This window comes from Rhodoblastus sphagnicola, from assembly GCF_002937075.1.
Classification (GTDB): domain Bacteria; phylum Pseudomonadota; class Alphaproteobacteria; order Rhizobiales; family Beijerinckiaceae; genus Rhodoblastus; species Rhodoblastus sphagnicola.
This window is the reverse complement of the sequence record NZ_NHSJ01000082.1, coordinates 83022-99283: the sequence shown is the minus strand read 5'-3', so window position 1 is coordinate 99283 and position 16262 is coordinate 83022. Positions and strand designations below refer to the sequence as shown.

The 16262-nt window shown below is 64.5% G+C and carries 19 protein-coding genes; 9 read left to right on the top strand and 10 right to left on the bottom strand.

Annotated elements, in window-relative coordinates; translation table 11 throughout:
• Nucleotides 1-52 precede the first annotated feature (52 nt).
• From CCR94_RS13230 to CCR94_RS13220, 3 genes are all read left to right on the top strand, one after another.
• The gene (locus CCR94_RS13230) at nt 53-658 is read left to right on the top strand and encodes a hypothetical protein (RefSeq protein ID WP_104508314.1); all 606 of its coding nucleotides are present in this window, start codon (nt 53-55) and stop codon (nt 656-658) included.
• Between the two features lie 104 nt (nt 659-762).
• Nucleotides 763-1332, top strand: coding sequence for a DUF1214 domain-containing protein (locus CCR94_RS13225; RefSeq protein WP_104508313.1), 570 nt, complete (start codon nt 763-765; stop codon nt 1330-1332).
• Nucleotides 1329-1934, top strand: coding sequence for a hypothetical protein (locus tag CCR94_RS13220; RefSeq protein WP_104508312.1), 606 nt, complete (start codon nt 1329-1331; stop codon nt 1932-1934). The genes CCR94_RS13225 and CCR94_RS13220 overlap by 4 nt, the downstream gene beginning before the upstream one ends.
• A 30-nt stretch (nt 1935-1964) precedes the next feature.
• On the opposite strand, the gene CCR94_RS13215 is transcribed toward CCR94_RS13220, so the two are convergent.
• Nucleotides 1965-2174, bottom strand: coding sequence for a hypothetical protein (locus CCR94_RS13215; protein WP_104508311.1), 210 nt, complete (start codon nt 2172-2174; stop codon nt 1965-1967).
• Between the two features lie 234 nt (nt 2175-2408).
• Here CCR94_RS13215 and CCR94_RS13210 point away from each other — a divergent pair, with 234 nt between their 5' ends.
• The 3 genes from CCR94_RS13210 (at nt 2409) to CCR94_RS13200 (ending at nt 4453) form a co-directional block, all read left to right on the top strand.
• Nucleotides 2409-3545, top strand: coding sequence for a DUF2336 domain-containing protein (locus CCR94_RS13210; protein WP_104508310.1), 1137 nt, complete (start codon nt 2409-2411; stop codon nt 3543-3545).
• A 584-nt stretch (nt 3546-4129) separates the two neighbouring features.
• Nucleotides 4130-4279: a light-harvesting antenna LH1, beta subunit gene (pufB, locus tag CCR94_RS13205; protein ID WP_104508309.1), complete on the top strand. Its 150-nt coding sequence runs from the start codon at nt 4130-4132 to the stop codon at nt 4277-4279.
• Nucleotides 4280-4291: 12 nt separating this feature from the next.
• A complete protein-coding gene (locus CCR94_RS13200) occupies nt 4292-4453 on the top strand; it encodes a light-harvesting protein (RefSeq protein ID WP_104508308.1) in 162 nt (53 codons plus the stop codon).
• Nucleotides 4454-4790: 337 nt separating this feature from the next.
• On the opposite strand, the gene CCR94_RS13195 is transcribed toward CCR94_RS13200, so the two are convergent.
• The 4 genes from CCR94_RS13195 to CCR94_RS13180 all read right to left on the bottom strand — a co-directional run bounded on the left by CCR94_RS13195 (nt 4791) and on the right by CCR94_RS13180 (nt 7293).
• Nucleotides 4791-5045, bottom strand: coding sequence for a hypothetical protein (locus tag CCR94_RS13195; RefSeq protein WP_104508307.1), 255 nt, complete (start codon nt 5043-5045; stop codon nt 4791-4793).
• 263 nt (nt 5046-5308) lie between these two features.
• Nucleotides 5309-5644 (bottom strand): DUF1491 family protein, encoded by a 336-nt coding sequence (locus CCR94_RS13190; protein WP_104508306.1) that lies wholly within the window; start codon nt 5642-5644, stop codon nt 5309-5311.
• 4 nt (nt 5645-5648) lie between these two features.
• A complete protein-coding gene (locus CCR94_RS13185) occupies nt 5649-6410 on the bottom strand; it encodes a peptidoglycan-binding domain-containing protein (protein ID WP_104508305.1) in 762 nt (253 codons plus the stop codon).
• Complete coding sequence (locus tag CCR94_RS13180) at nt 6403-7293, bottom strand: sensor histidine kinase (RefSeq protein ID WP_104508304.1); 891 nt, start codon at nt 7291-7293, stop codon at nt 6403-6405. Before CCR94_RS13180 ends, CCR94_RS13185 begins: the two co-directional genes overlap by 8 nt.
• Nucleotides 7294-7682: 389 nt before the next feature.
• Between CCR94_RS13180 and CCR94_RS13175 the strand changes: the two genes are divergently transcribed.
• Nucleotides 7683-8036 carry a hypothetical protein gene (locus CCR94_RS13175; RefSeq protein WP_104508303.1) on the top strand — a complete coding sequence of 118 codons (354 nt, stop codon included), beginning with the start codon at nt 7683-7685 and terminating at the stop codon, nt 8034-8036.
• Between the two features lie 58 nt (nt 8037-8094).
• On the opposite strand, the gene CCR94_RS13170 is transcribed toward CCR94_RS13175, so the two are convergent.
• Nucleotides 8095-8514: a Ros/MucR family transcriptional regulator gene (locus tag CCR94_RS13170; protein ID WP_104508302.1), complete on the bottom strand. Its 420-nt coding sequence runs from the start codon at nt 8512-8514 to the stop codon at nt 8095-8097.
• 479 nt (nt 8515-8993) lie between these two features.
• On the opposite strand from CCR94_RS13170, the gene CCR94_RS13165 reads away from it, so the two are divergent.
• Nucleotides 8994-11132 carry a S9 family peptidase gene (locus tag CCR94_RS13165; protein WP_104508301.1) on the top strand — a complete coding sequence of 713 codons (2139 nt, stop codon included), beginning with the start codon at nt 8994-8996 and terminating at the stop codon, nt 11130-11132.
• A 74-nt stretch (nt 11133-11206) separates the two neighbouring features.
• On the opposite strand, the gene CCR94_RS13160 is transcribed toward CCR94_RS13165, so the two are convergent.
• The gene (locus tag CCR94_RS13160; protein WP_104508300.1) at nt 11207-12058 is read right to left on the bottom strand and encodes a hypothetical protein; all 852 of its coding nucleotides are present in this window, start codon (nt 12056-12058) and stop codon (nt 11207-11209) included.
• A 167-nt stretch (nt 12059-12225) separates the two neighbouring features.
• On the opposite strand from CCR94_RS13160, the gene CCR94_RS13155 reads away from it, so the two are divergent.
• Nucleotides 12226-12825 carry a superoxide dismutase gene (locus CCR94_RS13155; protein WP_104508299.1) on the top strand — a complete coding sequence of 200 codons (600 nt, stop codon included), beginning with the start codon at nt 12226-12228 and terminating at the stop codon, nt 12823-12825.
• A gap of 36 nt (nt 12826-12861) precedes the next feature.
• Here the strand turns inward: CCR94_RS13155 and CCR94_RS13150 are convergent, their stop codons facing one another.
• The 3 genes from CCR94_RS13150 to scpA are packed head-to-tail and all read right to left on the bottom strand — an operon-like array spanning nt 12862 to nt 16153.
• Nucleotides 12862-13539, bottom strand: coding sequence for a spermine/spermidine synthase domain-containing protein (locus CCR94_RS13150; RefSeq protein WP_104508298.1), 678 nt, complete (start codon nt 13537-13539; stop codon nt 12862-12864).
• Nucleotides 13536-13997, bottom strand: a complete 462-nt coding sequence (locus tag CCR94_RS13145; RefSeq protein WP_104508297.1) for a GNAT family N-acetyltransferase — start codon at nt 13995-13997, stop codon at nt 13536-13538. The genes CCR94_RS13150 and CCR94_RS13145 overlap by 4 nt, the downstream gene beginning before the upstream one ends.
• Complete coding sequence (scpA, locus tag CCR94_RS13140; RefSeq protein WP_104508364.1) at nt 13994-16153, bottom strand: methylmalonyl-CoA mutase; 2160 nt, start codon at nt 16151-16153, stop codon at nt 13994-13996. The genes CCR94_RS13145 and scpA overlap by 4 nt, the downstream gene beginning before the upstream one ends.
• Between the last annotated feature and the right edge of the window lie 109 nt (nt 16154-16262).

Sequence of the window (16262 nt, the reverse complement as noted above, 5' to 3'; positions counted from 1 at the left end):
TCGCCGCAATGCTTGTGCTTGATCGCGCCACGATCGACCCCGGAGCCGGCCGATGACCTTCCGTTTCGCCTTTATGCCTTCCGCCTTCAAGGTTCCGCTTGCGCTGGCGGGCGCCGCCGTCTTGACGAGCGCCGCATTCCTGGCGGCGCCGGCGCTGTTTTTCCAGCCCGTCGCGCCCGAGGTCGCGCCCATCCCCGAGATCGCGGCGGTCGCGCCGGCGCGCGGCGACGGCCCCCGCTCCTATTCCTATTATCCCGAGCAACTGGCCGCGCTGTCCAGCCTGAACAGTTTCGCGCCCGTCGCGGATCCCGGACTCCCCGTCTCCGCCACCGCGCCCATAAAAGAGCCGGCGGCGCCGCGCAAGATCGCCCGCGTCCCTGACGCGCCGCGCCGCGCGGAGCCGGTCCGGCTCGGCGCGCCTCTCGCCTCCGTCGCGGCGCCGGCGGCCGCGGCCGCGACGGCGGAAAAACCGGAAGGCTGGAAACTGTTCGGCGTCGCCCTGCCCAAGCCCGGCTTGCCGGACGGAGAAACCCTGCGCCGCCAGGCCGAGGGCTGGCGCGACGCTGCGGCCAGCCTTCCCGGCAAGGCGCTCGCGCTCGGCGCGCGGGTCGGACGGCTGTGGCCGGGGTCCGATCCCCAACCGGACGCGAAACCTTAAGGCGGATTCGCCGGCGCGCGCCAACTAAACGCTCGACTTTTCCCGGCGGATGGCTATGTCCGATCCAGTGGAGATTCTAGCCGCCGTCGTCGGGGATTTTGTCATTGCGTCCGCTGCTCGCCGCCACCCTCGCCGCATTCGGGCTGGGCCTCGCCGCCACCGCGCTCGCCGTGAGCGGCGAGCCGGGTTTCGACCCGGTGCGGCTCGGTCCCTGGACGTCGTGGCCGCAACTCGGCGCGCCGGAGATCGATCCCTACGAGCGCGCCAATGTCGCCATGGACGGTTTCGCGCCGATCGGGCTGAACGAGGGCCTGTCCTTCATCGCCCGCGCCGACGATCTCGGCGCGCCGCTCGATGCGCGCTGCGACTACACGATTTCCGGGACGGACCTGCCGGCGCGGCTGTGGACCCTCGCGGCTTACAGCGAAGGCGGCCGGCCCCAGGCCAATCCGGCCAATCGCCATGGCTTGACCTCCGCCGGCCTGCTGCGGACCGACTCGGGCGATTTCGTCATCGCGGCGGCGCGGCAGGCGCGGCCGGGCAATTGGCTGCCGCTCGGGAGCACGCGGAGCTTCGTCCTCGCCCTGCGGCTCTACCAGGCCAGCACAAGCGCGCTGTCGAGCGCCTATGACGGGCTGAGCCTGCCGAAAATCACGCGTGGAGCGTGCCCATGAGCGCCCGGATTTCCAGGCTTGACCGCGCGATCGGGCTGATCCCCTGGGCGCTGGCGGTCGTGTTCGGGGCGGTCGCCGTGCATCTCCTCAGCCTGCTGGCGCTGCCCGCGCTGGCGCCCCATTCCGCCTATCGCCGGCTGGCCGCCAACCTTCCCGTTGGCGAAATCCGGCTGCTGCCGCGCGCGACGCCTGACAATCCAGGTCCGAGCTTTTCCGATCCCTTCGCCTTCCTCGCGGTGTGCCGGTTCGATCTCACCGGGGGGCCGCTGCGCCTGCGCGCGACGGCCGACGGCGATCATCCGCTTTCGGTGTCGGTGCGACTCGCCGATGGCGCGATCGTCTATTCGGGGTCCGACAGCCAGACGCCGGGCGGACGCTTCAACATTCTCATCGTCACCCGCAGCCAGGCCGAGGCCATCGACGCGGCGCGCGACGAGCAGGACGAAGCGGCGGCCGCCGACACGGGTGAGTTGCGCGTGGTCGCCCCGCGGTCAAAGGGGTTCGCGCTGTTCAGGCTGTTGGCGCTGCGCGAGGGCGAAGCCGACGAGGTCGCGGCCCAGCGCGCCGGATTTGAATGCAAAAGCGAAAAGCCGCCAGCGTGACGGCGCGAAATCGACAATTTTCCTGACGGATCAAGCGCGCTTCTTGCCACCCGGCCGCGCCGCGGGGCCGCGAGGGTCGTTGTCCTTGCCGCCGTCGGTTCGGGCGCCGTCGGCAACGCGCAGGCTCTCTTGCCGGCAATAGCGCACGCCGAGGAAGAACAGGATCTGCGCTTCGCCGGTGTGGCGGGCGAGCAGCGCACGGTGGCGCGTCTCGCATTTAAAATCAATGACCTGGCCCATCGTCCTTCTCCTGGTGGATGCCGCGCGCAGGTCCAAATTTCACACGCCGCACATTCCCTTCAAGCAAGTCGGGCGCCATGCGAATCCGCGCCCGCGTCGATCGAAAGCGAAAGCGGTTAACCCGCCCTTGCCTCAATCGAGATCGCCAGGTCATTTAAGATCCTTATGGTTAATGATGTGTCAATACACCGTGATTAGCATGGCCAGCCTCAACATATTTCCGTGGATCGATCCATGACCGCCGACATTTACGCGCGCCTTCGCGATCTCGCCGCCTCCGCCGACTCCCGGCCGGCGGACATGCGTCCCATCCTGCTGCGCGTCACCACCGATCTGTTCGTCCTGCATGCGACGCACACCTCGCAGGAGATCCGGCTTTACGAAGAAATGGCCTGCCGCCTGATCGACGACGCCGACGACGTCACGCTCACCCTTATCGCGCAGAGGCTGGCGGCCTGCGCCGACGCGCCGGCTGCGGTGTTGCGCCGGTTGCGGGCGCGCGGCGGCGCCGTCGCCCGCGAACTGCTGCTGAGCAACCGCCAGATCGCTTGGGCCGACCTGCGCGAGATCGCCGCCACCGGCCCGCGCGACCACGCCTGCGCGCTGGCGGCGCGCGCCGATCTCGACCGCGAGATCGCGTCCATCCTCGCCGGCCGCCCCGAACGCGAGGTGGCGCGGGCGCTCGCCGCCAACGCGGCGGCGCCGCTCGCGATGGAGGACATGCGGCTGCTGATTTCGCGCGGACGGGAAGACAAGGACCTCGCCAGGACGTTGCTGGAGCGCGGGGGGTTGAGCGTCGACCACCTGCCGCTCTATCTCTCCGGCGACGCGGAACAGCGCGGCAAGTTGCTGCACATCGCGCGGGCTGCGGGCGTTGCGGCGCTGGGTCGCCCGGACGCGACGGGAGAACTCGATCCGGCCGCATGCGCGAAGCTTGAAAACGCCGCGCTGCGCCAGAAGCACGCCGCCTTCGCCCTGGTCCTGGCGGAGATCATCGGCTGCGATCCGCTGTGCGCGCGCCGCATCGTCGAGGAGGACAGCGGCGACGCCCTCACCCTGGCCTTGATCGCCATGGGCATGCCCAAGGAGATCGCGGCGCGGATTTTCCTGATCGCCTTTCCCAAAGTCGCCATGGATCGCAAGGCGTTCGAACGCAATATCGCGCTTTACGACACGCTGCCGCGCCGCGACGCCGCCCGCGTGATCGGCGCCGTCGCGGGGGACGGCCGTCTCAGCGCCGCTCTGGCGCGCCAGCAGGGCCGTCGCGGCGGCGCGACCACCGCGCGACCGGTCCATGCGGAGAGCGAATCGCTGGAATTGCGCGACTATCTCGCGGCGCGCGGCGCGAAGGGCAGATCGTCCGACGTTTGACGCCGACGGGACAGGACGAGAATCGGCGCGTAATCGAGCTTCCAGCGCGTGTCGGCGTCGCCCTCATGTCGGCGGACGACCGCCCGGATCCAAAAAGCGCGTGACGATGGCGGGCGCGGCGAGAAGGCATGCTGTTGACGATGAGGGACCATTGCGCGGGTTTTTGCGCGATTGAGGTCAGGCGAAACGGCGCTCTCCCCCTCTTTTAAACCATGATGATCCTATCGCCCCCTGCGTAATTTCACATGGACTATTGGAGAGATCCCCCGGCTCTTCGGGAGAACACCTACGTAGTCCCCGCAATTCCCGAGCCAACACGCGCCGCCGGATCGGCAGCTTCAGATCTATCTCATTGTTATTAAGCTGATATCTCCCATAGCGCCGACGATCTCGCGGTGGAGGGGACTCCACATGCGGCCGTGTCAAGCGAAGTTGACAGCCACAAGCGTCAAGCTCATAGTCCAGCCTGTGTTCAACAGCGATATCTTATTGATTTAGCTGGAGATTACGCCGCCCAGCCGCCGGGGCGAGCAACCTCGCGCAAGTATTGTGCGAGAATAGCAGCGGCAAATGAGAGGTATACAATGGCTGATAATGTTAAGGGGCTGACGGGCTTGACCGCAGCTGAGTCCGAAGAACTTCACAAGCATGTCATCGACGGCACCCGCGTGTTCTTCGTGATCGCTATCCTCGCGCACGTTCTCGCGTACGCTTTGTCTCCCTGGCTGCATTGAGGAGTTTCTGATATGAACCAAGGCAAGATTTGGACGATCGTCAACCCGAGCGTTGGCATCCCGCTGTTGCTCGGCTCCGTGGCCGTGACCGCTCTGCTGGTGCATGCCGCCATCCTGACGCACACCACTTGGGTCGCCGCGTTCATGCAGGGCGGAACCAAGCTGATTCACTGAAATAGTTGATGCTTGCTGGCGTTAGTCAGGCATCTGAGCCGCGCTTTCGCCAGCAGGCGTCAGCATGACGCTTGCGGTGACTTGGCGCGACAAGGCGATCGACCCCGAACGTGGTGTTTCCACCTCCGCCGCCGGGTGTCAGTCAATAAGTCGCTCAAGCAACTGAAGCCGAGCACGGTCGGTATCAAGACGATACCGGCCGTGGTCGGAGGCGTCACGCCAAGTCCGAATGATCCATTTTTGATGATTTCATAGGCCGTTTGCGCGGCATTTCGATTTAAATGCAGCGACGTCCGCGCGCGATGTTTCGCGAATCGTGGAAATGGCATGGCTGCGGTCACGCCGCTTCATGGCGGAGGCCCGCCTCCGGCCGCAGCGCGGATCCGGTTGATACCGGTTTGTCTTTCCATTTCAGGTCGCGGCCAGTCAGCGCGGCGTTTGCCCGCGCGAATGCTTTGCTGGCGGCGTCACACGCTTGAAATTCAATCAAGAGTTGTGTCTTGCCGATAAAACCGTGCAGGTTTTTGATGATTTCGCGCGAAAACCGGCAAGTTTCTGATCGTTTTCGCGTGATTTCGATGGATTCGCGCAACAGGTTGCATTGGCGCGCGCGGCAGCGCCTTTGGTGAATTGTTTACTTGATTCAATAATTTAAGAAATATCGCCCCCGTTTCACATGAAACAAATCGAGAACATTTGCCGAAAAATCCGGTTTTCACCTCCTTTTCCACTTTCACTTTTTGCCCGATCTGGGGCCGGGCGCGTGACCGCCCTGCCCTTCGAGACGCCTGCCGGCGCAGGCTACCAAGGTGAGGGCTACTTTATTGTTGATGGGGACGGTCCAGCGCCGCCGCTTCAGGCAAGGTCGAGGAAATGCCGGCCCTGCCGGTCCTCCACCTCGACGATCCAGAGATCCGAATCGAATTTTTGCTCCCGCTCCAGCCGCGCTTCGGCGTCGGGCGATTCGATCCAGTCCGCCTTGTGCGCGCGCGCAAAAAGGCGGTCGTAACCTTCGCGCGCCTCGCTCTGCGGCGCGGGGCCATAGAGCGCGCAGGCGCCGTCGAGCCGGTCGATCTTTATGAAAATGGCGCCCGCCTGCTCCGCGCCGCGCCGGCGCAGATAGGCCGCCGCGCCCTCGACAGCGCAGCGGCGCAGATAGGCCGAAACCCAGATGTCCGAGCGCAGCCGCACCGTGTCAGCCTTCCGGCTCGCCGGCTTGCAACGCCAGGAAATGGCGCAGTTTCGGCGTCAGTTCGCCGGTGACCGGCAGCCCGTTGTCGCGCTGGAATTTTTCCACCGCCTTGCGGGTCGCGGCGTCGATTTTTCCGTTGGCGGGAACATGCGCGCCCAGCTTGTTCAGCGCCTTCTGCGCGTCGGCGATATTTTTTGCCGGAACCGCCGGCGCCGCATTGACCATCAGCGCGCCAATCGCGTCGGACGGCTTGGCGGCGGCCTTTACGGGCGCAGCCGAGGGCGGCGCGGGAAGGGCTTTGACGGCTTTCACCGGAGCCGGGGTCTTGGCGGGAGCCGCAATCTTGGCCGGGGTCGGGATCTTGCCGGGCGCCACAATCTTGGCGGGCGCCGCGACCTTGGCCAGCGGCATGGGCGCGAGCGCCTCGTCGAGCGCGGACGGCGCCGCTTTCGCCTCCGCCTTGGCGACAGGCGCGGGGGCGGGCTCCACCTTGGGCGTCTCGATGCGCAGCACCGAGCCCATCAGCGGCGCGGGATGGCGGCCGTGCTGGAGAAACATGGCGTTGACGGCGATGGCCGCCAACAGCAGGACAAAGGCGAGGCCGCCGAACAGCGGCGTGCGCCAGCTCCACAGCCGGGTCAGGAATTGCGGCGTGCGGGCCGACTTGTCGCGCGCCCTGGCGCCGGGGGCGCGAGATTTCCTCGGGGCGGGGGCGGGTTCCGAGGCGACGAAGTCGAAATCGGAGGCGGCGGCGATCTCACGCAATTTTTTTCACCTGGTGATGGGAATGAAACGGATGCGTCTTGTGCGCGCCCTCGGGACGCGAAACGGTTTCGATGCGCGCCGACAAGGCGTCGGCGCGCTCGGCCTCGCGGCAGTCGATCGGCAGGCGCACGGTGACGCTCGCGCCCTCGTTGGGCGCGCTGGCGAAGCTGATCGCCCCGCCGTGCAGCGCCACCAGGCCCCGCACGATCGAGAGGCCGAGGCCCGCGCCCTCATAGGGGCGGTCGTAGGTCGCCCGCGCCTGGTAGAAGGGATCGCCGAGCCGCAGCAGTTCTCCGGGCGTGACGCCTATGCCGGTGTCGGAGACGTCTATGACGACGAAGCCGCCGTCCTTGCGCGCGGAAATGGCGACCTGACCGCCTTCCGGCGTGAATTTCACGGCGTTCGACAGCAGGTTGAGCAGGATTTGCTTGCAGGCGCGCTTGTCGGCGACGATTTCGCCGATGTTCGACGCGCAGGCCGCGAGCAGTTCGATGGTCTTCTCCTGCGCCTTCAGCTTGACCAGATCGCAGGAGAAATCGATCAGCGCGCCAAGGTCGAAATGTTCCGGCTCGATGGCGAACACGCCGGATTCGATCTTGGACATGTCGAGAATGGTGTTGACCACGCTGAGCAGATGCTGGCCGGAGGCGTTGATGATGCGCGCATATTCGCGCTGCTTTTCCGGATCCTTGGGCGACAGGTCCACATTGGCCAGCATTTCGGAAAAGCCGATGATGGCGTTGAGGGGCGTGCGCAATTCATGGCTGACATTGGCGAGCAGGCGCTGGCGCCAGTCGGCCGCCTCCGACGCGAGCGCGCTGGCGCTGGCGCGAGCGCCGCAACCGCCCGCCTGCGGCTTGTGCGTCAAACGATGTTCGCTCATGGCTCGCGACGCCTCCCGGCTGATCCGCCCTTCGACTTCTCCGACGCGTGGACGCCATGGCGGCCGAAAGTCCCGGTGGGCGCGGCGGCGAAAATCTTGCTGGATTCCGGCATGGACGGCTCTGATGTCTGGCGCGGCCGAACCGCGCGTTCCGTCAATCTGCGCCGCGGCTCTAAGGGAACTCTAAACACCGCCCGAGGCGGCGCCGCTCGCGTTAAACATTCACGCGACATGGTTACTGAAAGCTTTAAGGCGCCCATGCTGAATCGCAGGTGAACGCCGCCGCCGCAATTTGAGTGAAACACTTGATTCAATGGCGATGGATCGCTGCTAGACCTTGCTCAGCCCGAAATCGGAGCGCGAACACAGGCGCTCGCAGGGAGATCAAGATGTCGTTTCTGTTGCGCAGCCTGTTCTGGCTTGGCCTGGTCTTCAGCCAGATCGCCGATCGCGAAGGCGCCAGCCTCATGACCCTGGCTCAGCCCGCAGGCCAGCAACTGGCGGCCGGAGCCGAACAGATGAAGCAACGGGCGGTCGAATCGGCGGTCGCGTCCTGCCGCGACAATGCGTCCGCCTGTCTGGCGCTCGCGGCGCGGGCGGCGCAAATCCATGCGCCAGACCCCGCGCCGGCGCCGTCCCGCCCCGCCGCCGAACCCGTCGTTCAGGCGGGCGGTCGCGACACGTTGCGCGACGCCGACCGGGCGCCCGCCTGGCGGTCGCGCCGCGCCAACGCCGGCGCATGAAAAAACCGGAGCGCGGCGGCGCTCCGGTCTGTTCGCATTCGAAATCGACCCGATCGGTTTACTTGACGCGGACGCGGCGGCGCTGCTGACCGAGGCCCATCTGCTTGGCGAGATGCGAGCGCGCCTTGGCGTAATTGGGCGCCACCATCGGATAATCCGCGCCAAGACCCCATTTCTCGCGATAGTCTTCGGGAGACATATTGTACTGGGTGCGCAGGTGACGCTTCAGCGACTTGAACTGCTTTCCATCTTCCAGGCAGATGATGTAGTCGTTGGTGATCGACTTCTTCACGGGAACGGCCGGCTTGGGCGCCTCGGCGACGACCGGGGCGGAACCGCTGGTGACGCGCAGCAAAGCCGAATGAACATCATTGATCAAAGTAGCAAGGTCGGAGACCGGAACGGAATTGTTGCTGACATAGGCGGAAACGATATCCGCCGCCAGCTCGATGTAATTATTTGAGGGTGCGTCGCTCATTGGTCGTGAACTTTCCTTGTGATGGATCGAGATATTTTTCGAGGAGATCTGCGATATTTTTCGCTGAGATGCGCTTGGACGGCTCCATGAAAACGCGTCCGGCCCCAATACGATGTGATCTGCCTTCGAATACGTCCAACATTTTCTAAATAGAGCAAGCAAACGCTGCGCGCAATATCTCTCTCTCGGTAATCCCGTAATTTGTTTTGGCTTTTGTTTGCGCAGCGCGCCCTCGCACAGAATTCCGGTCCCTCCCGCAAATAAACGGGCGAAATCGTAAGGGTTGCGGCGCGACTCCCGCCTGTTTTTCTGTCCCGCCAAGCTCCGGCAAACCGGCTTTTTCCTGTCAACGGCCCATACCGCAATATTCGCTTGCGAAGTTGCAACGCGATGATGCTGATCGTCCCGTCCGGTTTTGGCGAATCAGCCGAATCGGCACATTGTCGCGCGCAACTCTTCACGCCTGTCAGGGTCTCAACATGCCGTCCTTTGCCAAAAGCCGCGACATAACGCCGCCCCACCTCGAAAAACGTCCCGCCGCGCAGGTATTTCACGGGGTAACGCTGAAGGACGACTACGCCTGGTTGCGGGCGGACAATTGGCGGGAGGCGTTGCAAGACCCAGATGTTCTGCCCGCCGAAATCCGCGCCGCGCTCGAAGCGGAAAACGCTTACGCGCAAGCAACGCTCAAACCCCTGGCCCCCCTGGCGGAGAGCCTGGAACAGGAGCTTGTCGGGCGCGTGGATGAAACCGAGTCCGATCCTCCGGCGCGCGACGGCGACTGGTTCTACTTCACCCGCTTTCGCGAGAATGGCCAGCATCCGTTGGTCTGCCGCAGATCCGCCAATGGCCAAGAAACCGGCCAAGACGGAGCCGAAGAGATCGTCCTGCTCGACGGCGACCTCTGTGCGGAAGGCCTGGATTACTTCAGCCTCGGCGAAGCGCTCCATTCGCCCGACCATCGCTGGCTCGCCTGGAGCCGCGACGAACGCGGTTCCGAATTGCAGAAAATCTCCTGTCGCGACCTAACGACCGGTGTGGACGGCGAAGACGTGGTCGAGAATACCGATGGCGCGATCGTCTGGACGTGCAATTCGCGCGGCTTCCTCTACACGCGAATCGACGACGATTTTCGCACCTGCGCGGTCTATCTGCACCGGATCGGGGAAGATCCGGCGCGGGACACATTGCTGTTCGAGGAGAAGAATCCAGCCCTGTTCATACATCTGCGCGGGGCGCGCTCGCGCCGACACGCCATTGTCAACGTCTCCGACCACGATTGTTCGGAAAGCTGGCTGATCGACCTCGCCCACCCGACCGCGCCGCCGCGTCTGGTGAGTCCGCGACGTCCCGGCCTCATTTACGACGTGGAGCCAAGCCTGACGCGGCTCTACATGCGCACCAACGCCGACGGCGCCTTCGACTTCAAGATTGTCAGCATCGGCCTCGATCAACTTGAGGGCGGAACTCCGGACAGCGGACACTGGCGCGAGGAGGCGCCGCACCGTCCGGGCAAGGTGATCTTCAACGCCGCCATATTCGCCGATCATCTCGTCTGGCTGGAGCGGGAGAATTGCCGCCCGCGTCTCGTCGCCAAACGCTGCGTCAACACTGGCGGCCAAGACGAACCGTTCACGCTGGCGTTCGAGGCGCCGGTGCTGCACCTGCGACTCGAACGCAATTTCGATTTTTTCGACCCCATCGTGCGCGTCACCTTTTCGACGCCGATCGACCCCGACCAGACCTTTGACATCGATCTGCGCAACCGCGAACGCACGCTTGTGAAAACGAAGCGCATTCCCTCCGGCCATGACCCGTCGCTCTATGCGACGCGGCTCGACTGGGTCGAGGCCGGCGACGGAGCGCGCGTTCCCCTCACGCTCATCTGGCGCAAGGACCGCGCGGAAAAGCCTGGCCCGCTGCTGCTCTACGGCTACGGCGCCTATGGCGTGGCGCTGCCAACGCGTTTCGACGAAAACCTTTTCAGCCTGATCGACCGGGGATTTGTTTACGCCATCGCCCATGTGCGTGGTGGCGGCGAATTGGGCGAGCGCTGGAAGCAGGCGGGCAAAATGGCGGCCAAGCCCAACACCTTCTCCGATTTCATCGCCTGCGCGCGCCATCTTTGCGCGCTCGGCCTGACCGAACCGGGAAAAATCGTCGCCGAGGGCGGCTCCGCCGGCGGCATGTTGATGGGCGCCGTCGCCAATCTCGCCCCGGAATTGTTTGGCGGCATCATAGCGGAAGTGCCCTTCGTCGATGTGCTCAACACGATCTGCGACGAATCCTTGCCGCTGACGCCGCCGGAATGGCTGGAATGGGGCGATCCTCTGCGCGATCACGCCGTGTTCGACCTGATCCGCGCCTACTCGCCCTATGACAATGTGCGCGCCCAGGCCTATCCGGCCATGCTGATCGAGGCGGGCCTCACGGACCCGCGCGTCACCTATTGGGAGCCCGCCAAATGGGCGCAAAAGCTGCGCGAAAAAATGACCGGCGGCGGCCCGATCCTGCTCAAGACCAATATGGAGGCGGGCCACGGCGGCGCCGCCGGCCGCTTCGACGAACTGGAGGATGTCGCCTGGCGCTTCGCTTTCGCCATAGAGGCGGTCAACTGACCGCCTCGTCCCGCCTCCAAGAATTGGCGGTCAACTGACCGCCTCGTCCCCCTGCCAGGAATTGGCGGTCAACGTCAGGATTTACCCAAATTGCCGGACTCCTCGCCTTCGATGAAGCGCTTGAGTTCGTCAATGCTGCCAAACCGATAGACGCCATGCTGCGTCTCGGCTTCGATCGAACCGTCGGAGAACATGGTGTAGTGTGCGCCATGCGCCTCGTAATGGCCGATGGGTTCAGGCTTTGGCTGAGGCGGCTTCTCGCCCTTTTCCTGGTCGTTGACGCCAAACTCGCGCTCAAGCTCTGTTTCCCCGTCACGCGCCAGCTTTTCGGCCGACGCCTTGCGCGCCTTGTCGGCCTCCTGGACGATAGCCTGACCGAGCCAATCGCCCTCGGGCGGCTTGGGAGCCGGCGTCGCATCCGGGCCGGGCCGGGCCATCCACGACGGGGGCGCGCTAGCGGACGCGGCGGCCCTGGCGGGTTCGTCCGGCGGAAGAACGGGGCGAGGCTTTGGCTCCGACCGCTGCGAGGCAAACAGGTCGGACTGAGTTTCATCCGTCGCCTTGTCTGCGGACGCGGAGTCTTCCCTAGCGGTGGACGCGGAACCCAGCGGCTCGAATGGCGGAAGCGGCCTTGGCTGCGGCTGCGGCGGCGCGGAACTGGCGGCTTGGTCGGCGGGCGCCGGCGCGATGCGGCCCTTGGCGAGCAGCAGGGCCGCCTTGGAGGCGTCGGCGGCGATCGCCTGCAATTCGCGCAAAATGAAGCCCAACGCGGCGAGAACCAAGCCGAAGCCGAAGACGAGCACGCCCGAAACCACGAGCGGCGGCCCGCGATCGACGTTGACGTAAATATAGCCGTTCATGGCGACGACCAGACCCGCAAGGGCAAGAATCAGCCCCAGGGCAATCAACGTGCGTTCCACTTTCACCGGCGCCGCGCCTCTCGTAACGAAGAAATTACCGCGTTTTGAGCATATAGACGCAAATTTGTTAAGCCCGGCTCTACGCGAGGCGCTTCTTTCGGCGCCCACGTTCTTGCCTCAATGGCGCCCGCTCCCTACCTTTAGGCGTCCTCTTTCTCGTTCAGGAGCACTCCATGTCCTTTGTCCTCGATCCGCTTCCTTACGCCTATGACGCGCTGGCGCCGTACATATCCTCGGAAACGTTGGAGTTTCACCACGACAAGCATCACGCGGCCTATGTGGCCAACGCCAACAACCTCATCAAGGGCACGCAATGGGAAGGCAAGCCCATCGAGGAGGTGATCAAGACATCACACGGCAAGAATCCGGGCGTGTTCAACAATGTCGCGCAAATCTACAATCACGCTGAATTCTGGAAATATTTGAAGCCGGCCGGCGGCGGCAAGGTTCCGGGCAAGGTCGAGAAGGCTTTGGTCGAAGCGTTCGGCTCGGTGGAAAAGGCTCTGGAAGATCTGACCCAGGCCGGCGTGACGCAATTCGGCTCGGGCTGGGCGTGGCTTGAGGTCAAGGACGGCAAGGTCGCGGTGTCCAAGACCCCCAACGCTGAAAACCCTCTGATCCACGGCGCCGCGCCGATCCTGACCGTCGATGTGTGGGAACACGCCTATTACATCGACTACCGCAACCGCCGTCCCGATTTCATCAAGACCGTGCTCGGCAATCTGGTGAACTGGGAATATGTCGAAGCCCAGTATGAAAAGGCCGTGGGCTGAGTTTTGCGAAACGGACCGCCCTTACGGGGGCGGTCCCTAATTTTCGGCGCGCATCGCGATCCAGATGACATGGCGCGCGCCTCCCCTCTTGCCGTTGGCGCGGACCTTGACTTCCTCGACGCTGAAACGCGCCTTGCGCAAGGCCTGAGCGAATTCCGGGGCGGCGTGGGCGGACCAGATCGCCAGCACCCCGCCCGGACGCAAGGCCGCGCGTGCGGAAAGCAAACCCTCCCGGCTGTAAAGCCCGTCGTTGGAGTCGCGCGTCAGCCCGTCGGGGCCATTATCGACGTCGAGAAGGATCGCGTCCCAGCAGGCGCGCGCGGCCCGGATCAGACGGGCGACGTCCGTTTCCACGATTTTGACGCGCGCATCCGTCAGGCTTGCGCCGTGCAGTTCGGCCATGGGGCCGCGCGCCCAGGCGACCACGGCGGGCACGAGTTCGGCCACGGTGATTTGCGCCTGCGCGCCGACGGACTCCAGCGCGGCGCGCAGGGTAAATCCCATGCCAAGGCCGCCAATGAGCAGTGTTGGCGCCGGTCGGGCGCAGATCCGCTCGCAGGACAGCGTGGCGAGCGCCTGTTCCGATCCGCTCAGGCGCGAATTCATCAATTCGTTATCGCCGAGCATGATCGAGAATTCAGCGCCACGACGCTTGAGTTTTAGCGCGCCCCCTCCTGGTATGGCGGCGGTATCGAGCAATTCCCAGGGGATCACGCCAGCGCTTTCCTGAGCTGAAACCGCGTATGGCCCCAGGGAAAATCCTCCATGCGGGCATATTCGACATAGCCGCGCCGGGAATAGAAATCCGGAGCCTGATAATCGAATGTCGCGAGGATCGCCCATTTGCAGCCGCGCCGGCGTCCCTCCGCCTCCGCCGCCTCCAGGATTCGCGTTCCAAGACCGCGCTGGCGAAAAGCGTCCTCGACCCAGACCGTGTCGAGCGCCATCCAGGCGCCCACGGCCACGCCCTGCGCGCCGCCGCGCACGCGGCCCTCGCGGTCGCGGGCGACGACGCAGACCTGACTTTCAGGATCGCGCACCGGATCGGGGCCGACCTGGGCTTCGTTATAGGCGGTGAGGCCGCTGATCAGAATGATCTGCGCCGCCGCGTCGGAGGGACTTTCCGAAGCGACGGCGATGTCATCGTCCTGCGCCGGCAGGGACGAATTCATTCGGCGGCGGCTTTGGAATAGCCGAGTCGCGCGTTGAGTTGGTCGATCAGCTTGCCCGCCGCTTCGGCGATCACCGTGCCCGGCGGGAAGATGGCGCTGGCGCCGGCCTTGTACAGAGCGTCGAAATCCAGCGGCGGGATCACGCCGCCGACCACGATCATGATGTCGCCGCGCCCTTCCTTCTCAAGCCCCGCTTTCAATTCCGGCACCAAGGTCAGATGGCCCGCAGCAAGAGAGGAAATCCCGACAATATGCACGTCGTTCTCCACCGCCTGCCTCGCCGCCTCGTCGGGCGTGGCGAACAGCGGCCCGATGTCCACGTCAAAACCCAGGTCGGCGAAGGCCGAGGCGATCACTTTCTGGCCGCGGTCGTGGCCGTCCTGACCGACCTTGGCGACGAGGATGCGCGGGCGCCGACCGTCGTTCTCGACGAAAGCCTCGACCTGAGCCTGAACTTTTGTCACCGCGCTGGAATCCACGCCCGCCTCCCGCTTGTAGACGCCTGATATGCTTTTGATTTCGGCGCGATGGCGGCCAAAGACTTTTTCGAGCGCATAGGATATTTCGCCGACGGTCGCCTTGGCGCGGGCCGCCTCGATGGCGAGCGCGAGGAGATTGGCGCCGCTTTTCGCGCCTTCCGTCAGCGCTTCCAGCTTCGCCTGCGTTTCGGCCTCGTTGCGCTCGGCGCGCAGGCGCTTGAGTTTTTCGATCTGCTCGGCGCGCACCGAAGCGTTTTCGACCTTGCGCACATCGATCGGTTGCTCGTGCTCGGGACGGTATTTGTTGACGCCGATCACCGCCTGCTTGCGGCTGTCGATGCGCGCCTGGGTTTTCGCCGCCGCTTCCTCGATGCGCAGTTTTGGAATGCCGGCTTCGATGGCCTTGGACATGCCGCCGAGTTCTTCGACTTCCTGGATATGCGCCCAGGCTTTTTGAGTCAGTTCGGCCGTCAGTTTTTCGACATAGTAGGAACCGCCCCAGGGATCGATGATTCTGGTGGTGCCGGATTCCTGCTGCAGGAAAAGCTGGGTGTTGCGGGCAATGCGGGCGGAAAAGTCGGTCGGCAGCGCCAAGGCCTCGTCGAGCGCATTGGTGTGCAGCGACTGGGTGTGACCCTGCGTCGCCGCCATGGCCTCGATCTGGGTGCGGATGACGTTGTTGAACACGTCCTGCGCGGTCAGCGACCAGCCGGAGGTCTGGCTGTGGGTGCGCAGGGGCAGGCACTTTTCCGACTTCGGCTCGAACTGCTTCACCAGATTGGCCCAGAGCAGGCGCGCGGCGCGCAGTTTCGCCACTTCCATGAAGAAATTCATGCCGATCGCCCAGAAGAATGACAGGCGCGGCGCGAACTGATCGACGGTCAAACCGGCGGCGATGCCGGCGCGGATATATTCGACGCCGTCGGCCAGCGTATAGGCCAGTTCCAGATCCTGCGTCGCGCCGGCTTCCTGCATGTGATAGCCGGAAATGGAAATGGAGTTGTATTTCGGCATATTCTGCGACGTATAGGCAAAAATGTCCGAAATGATGCGCATCGACGCCTTGGGCGGGTAGATATAGGTGTTGCGCACCATGAATTCTTTGAGAATGTCGTTCTGGATCGTGCCGGAAAGTTTTGAGGCCGGCACGCCCTGCTCTTCCGCCGCGACAATATAGAGCGCGAGAACCGGCAGCACCGCGCCGTTCATGGTCATGGACACCGACATCTGGTCGAGCGGAATGCCCGAAAACAGCGTGCGCATGTCATAGATGGAATCGATGGCCACGCCGGCCATGCCGACGTCGCCGGAGACGCGCGGGTGGTCGGAATCATAGCCGCGATGGGTGGCGAGGTCGAAGGCCACCGACAGGCCTTTTTGCCCGGCCGCGAGATTGCGCAGGTAAAAAGCGTTGGAATCTTCGGCCGTGGAGAAGCCGGCGTACTGGCGCACGGTCCAGGGCTGGTTCACATACATGGTCGGATAGGGACCGCGCAGGAAGGGCGCGGAGCCGGGGAACGAGTCCACCGCCGGCAGGCCCTCGACATCCTCCGGCCCGTAGACGCTTCGCACCGCAATGCCTTCCGGGGTCAGCCACGGCGCGGCGGCAAAGGCCGGAGCGGGCGCGCTCGCGGCCAGATCGAGGGCGAGGGTGGAGAAATCGGGAATACGGGTCATCCGGGCGTCCGTCATAGGTTCTTGGGCTTTGGTTGCCCCTGTTATACTGCGGCGCGCCCCGAGGCGCCACATTTCAGCTATGCGGCGATGGTCTTAAGCGCGACACCGT

Excerpts from the sequence above, each read along its gene's own strand:
- CCR94_RS13210 (WP_104508310.1), top strand. The coding sequence starts at position 2,409 with ATGACCGCCGACATTTACGCGCGCCTTCGCGATCTCGCCGCCTCCGCC.
- CCR94_RS13220 (WP_104508312.1), top strand. The coding sequence starts at position 1,329 with ATGAGCGCCCGGATTTCCAGGCTTGACCGCGCGATCGGGCTGATCCCC.
- CCR94_RS13215 (WP_104508311.1), bottom strand. The coding sequence starts at position 2,174 with ATGGGCCAGGTCATTGATTTTAAATGCGAGACGCGCCACCGTGCGCTG.
- CCR94_RS13200 (WP_104508308.1), top strand. The coding sequence starts at position 4,292 with ATGAACCAAGGCAAGATTTGGACGATCGTCAACCCGAGCGTTGGCATC.
- CCR94_RS13230 (WP_104508314.1), top strand. The coding sequence starts at position 53 with ATGACCTTCCGTTTCGCCTTTATGCCTTCCGCCTTCAAGGTTCCGCTT.
- scpA (WP_104508364.1), bottom strand. The coding sequence starts at position 16,153 with ATGACCCGTATTCCCGATTTCTCCACCCTCGCCCTCGATCTGGCCGCG.
- CCR94_RS13180 (WP_104508304.1), bottom strand. The coding sequence starts at position 7,293 with ATGAGCGAACATCGTTTGACGCACAAGCCGCAGGCGGGCGGTTGCGGC.
- CCR94_RS13165 (WP_104508301.1), top strand. The coding sequence starts at position 8,994 with ATGCCGTCCTTTGCCAAAAGCCGCGACATAACGCCGCCCCACCTCGAA.
- CCR94_RS13175 (WP_104508303.1), top strand. The coding sequence starts at position 7,683 with ATGTCGTTTCTGTTGCGCAGCCTGTTCTGGCTTGGCCTGGTCTTCAGC.
- pufB (WP_104508309.1), top strand. The coding sequence starts at position 4,130 with ATGGCTGATAATGTTAAGGGGCTGACGGGCTTGACCGCAGCTGAGTCC.
- CCR94_RS13170 (WP_104508302.1), bottom strand. The coding sequence starts at position 8,514 with ATGAGCGACGCACCCTCAAATAATTACATCGAGCTGGCGGCGGATATC.
- CCR94_RS13145 (WP_104508297.1), bottom strand. The coding sequence starts at position 13,997 with ATGAATTCGTCCCTGCCGGCGCAGGACGATGACATCGCCGTCGCTTCG.
- CCR94_RS13155 (WP_104508299.1), top strand. The coding sequence starts at position 12,226 with ATGTCCTTTGTCCTCGATCCGCTTCCTTACGCCTATGACGCGCTGGCG.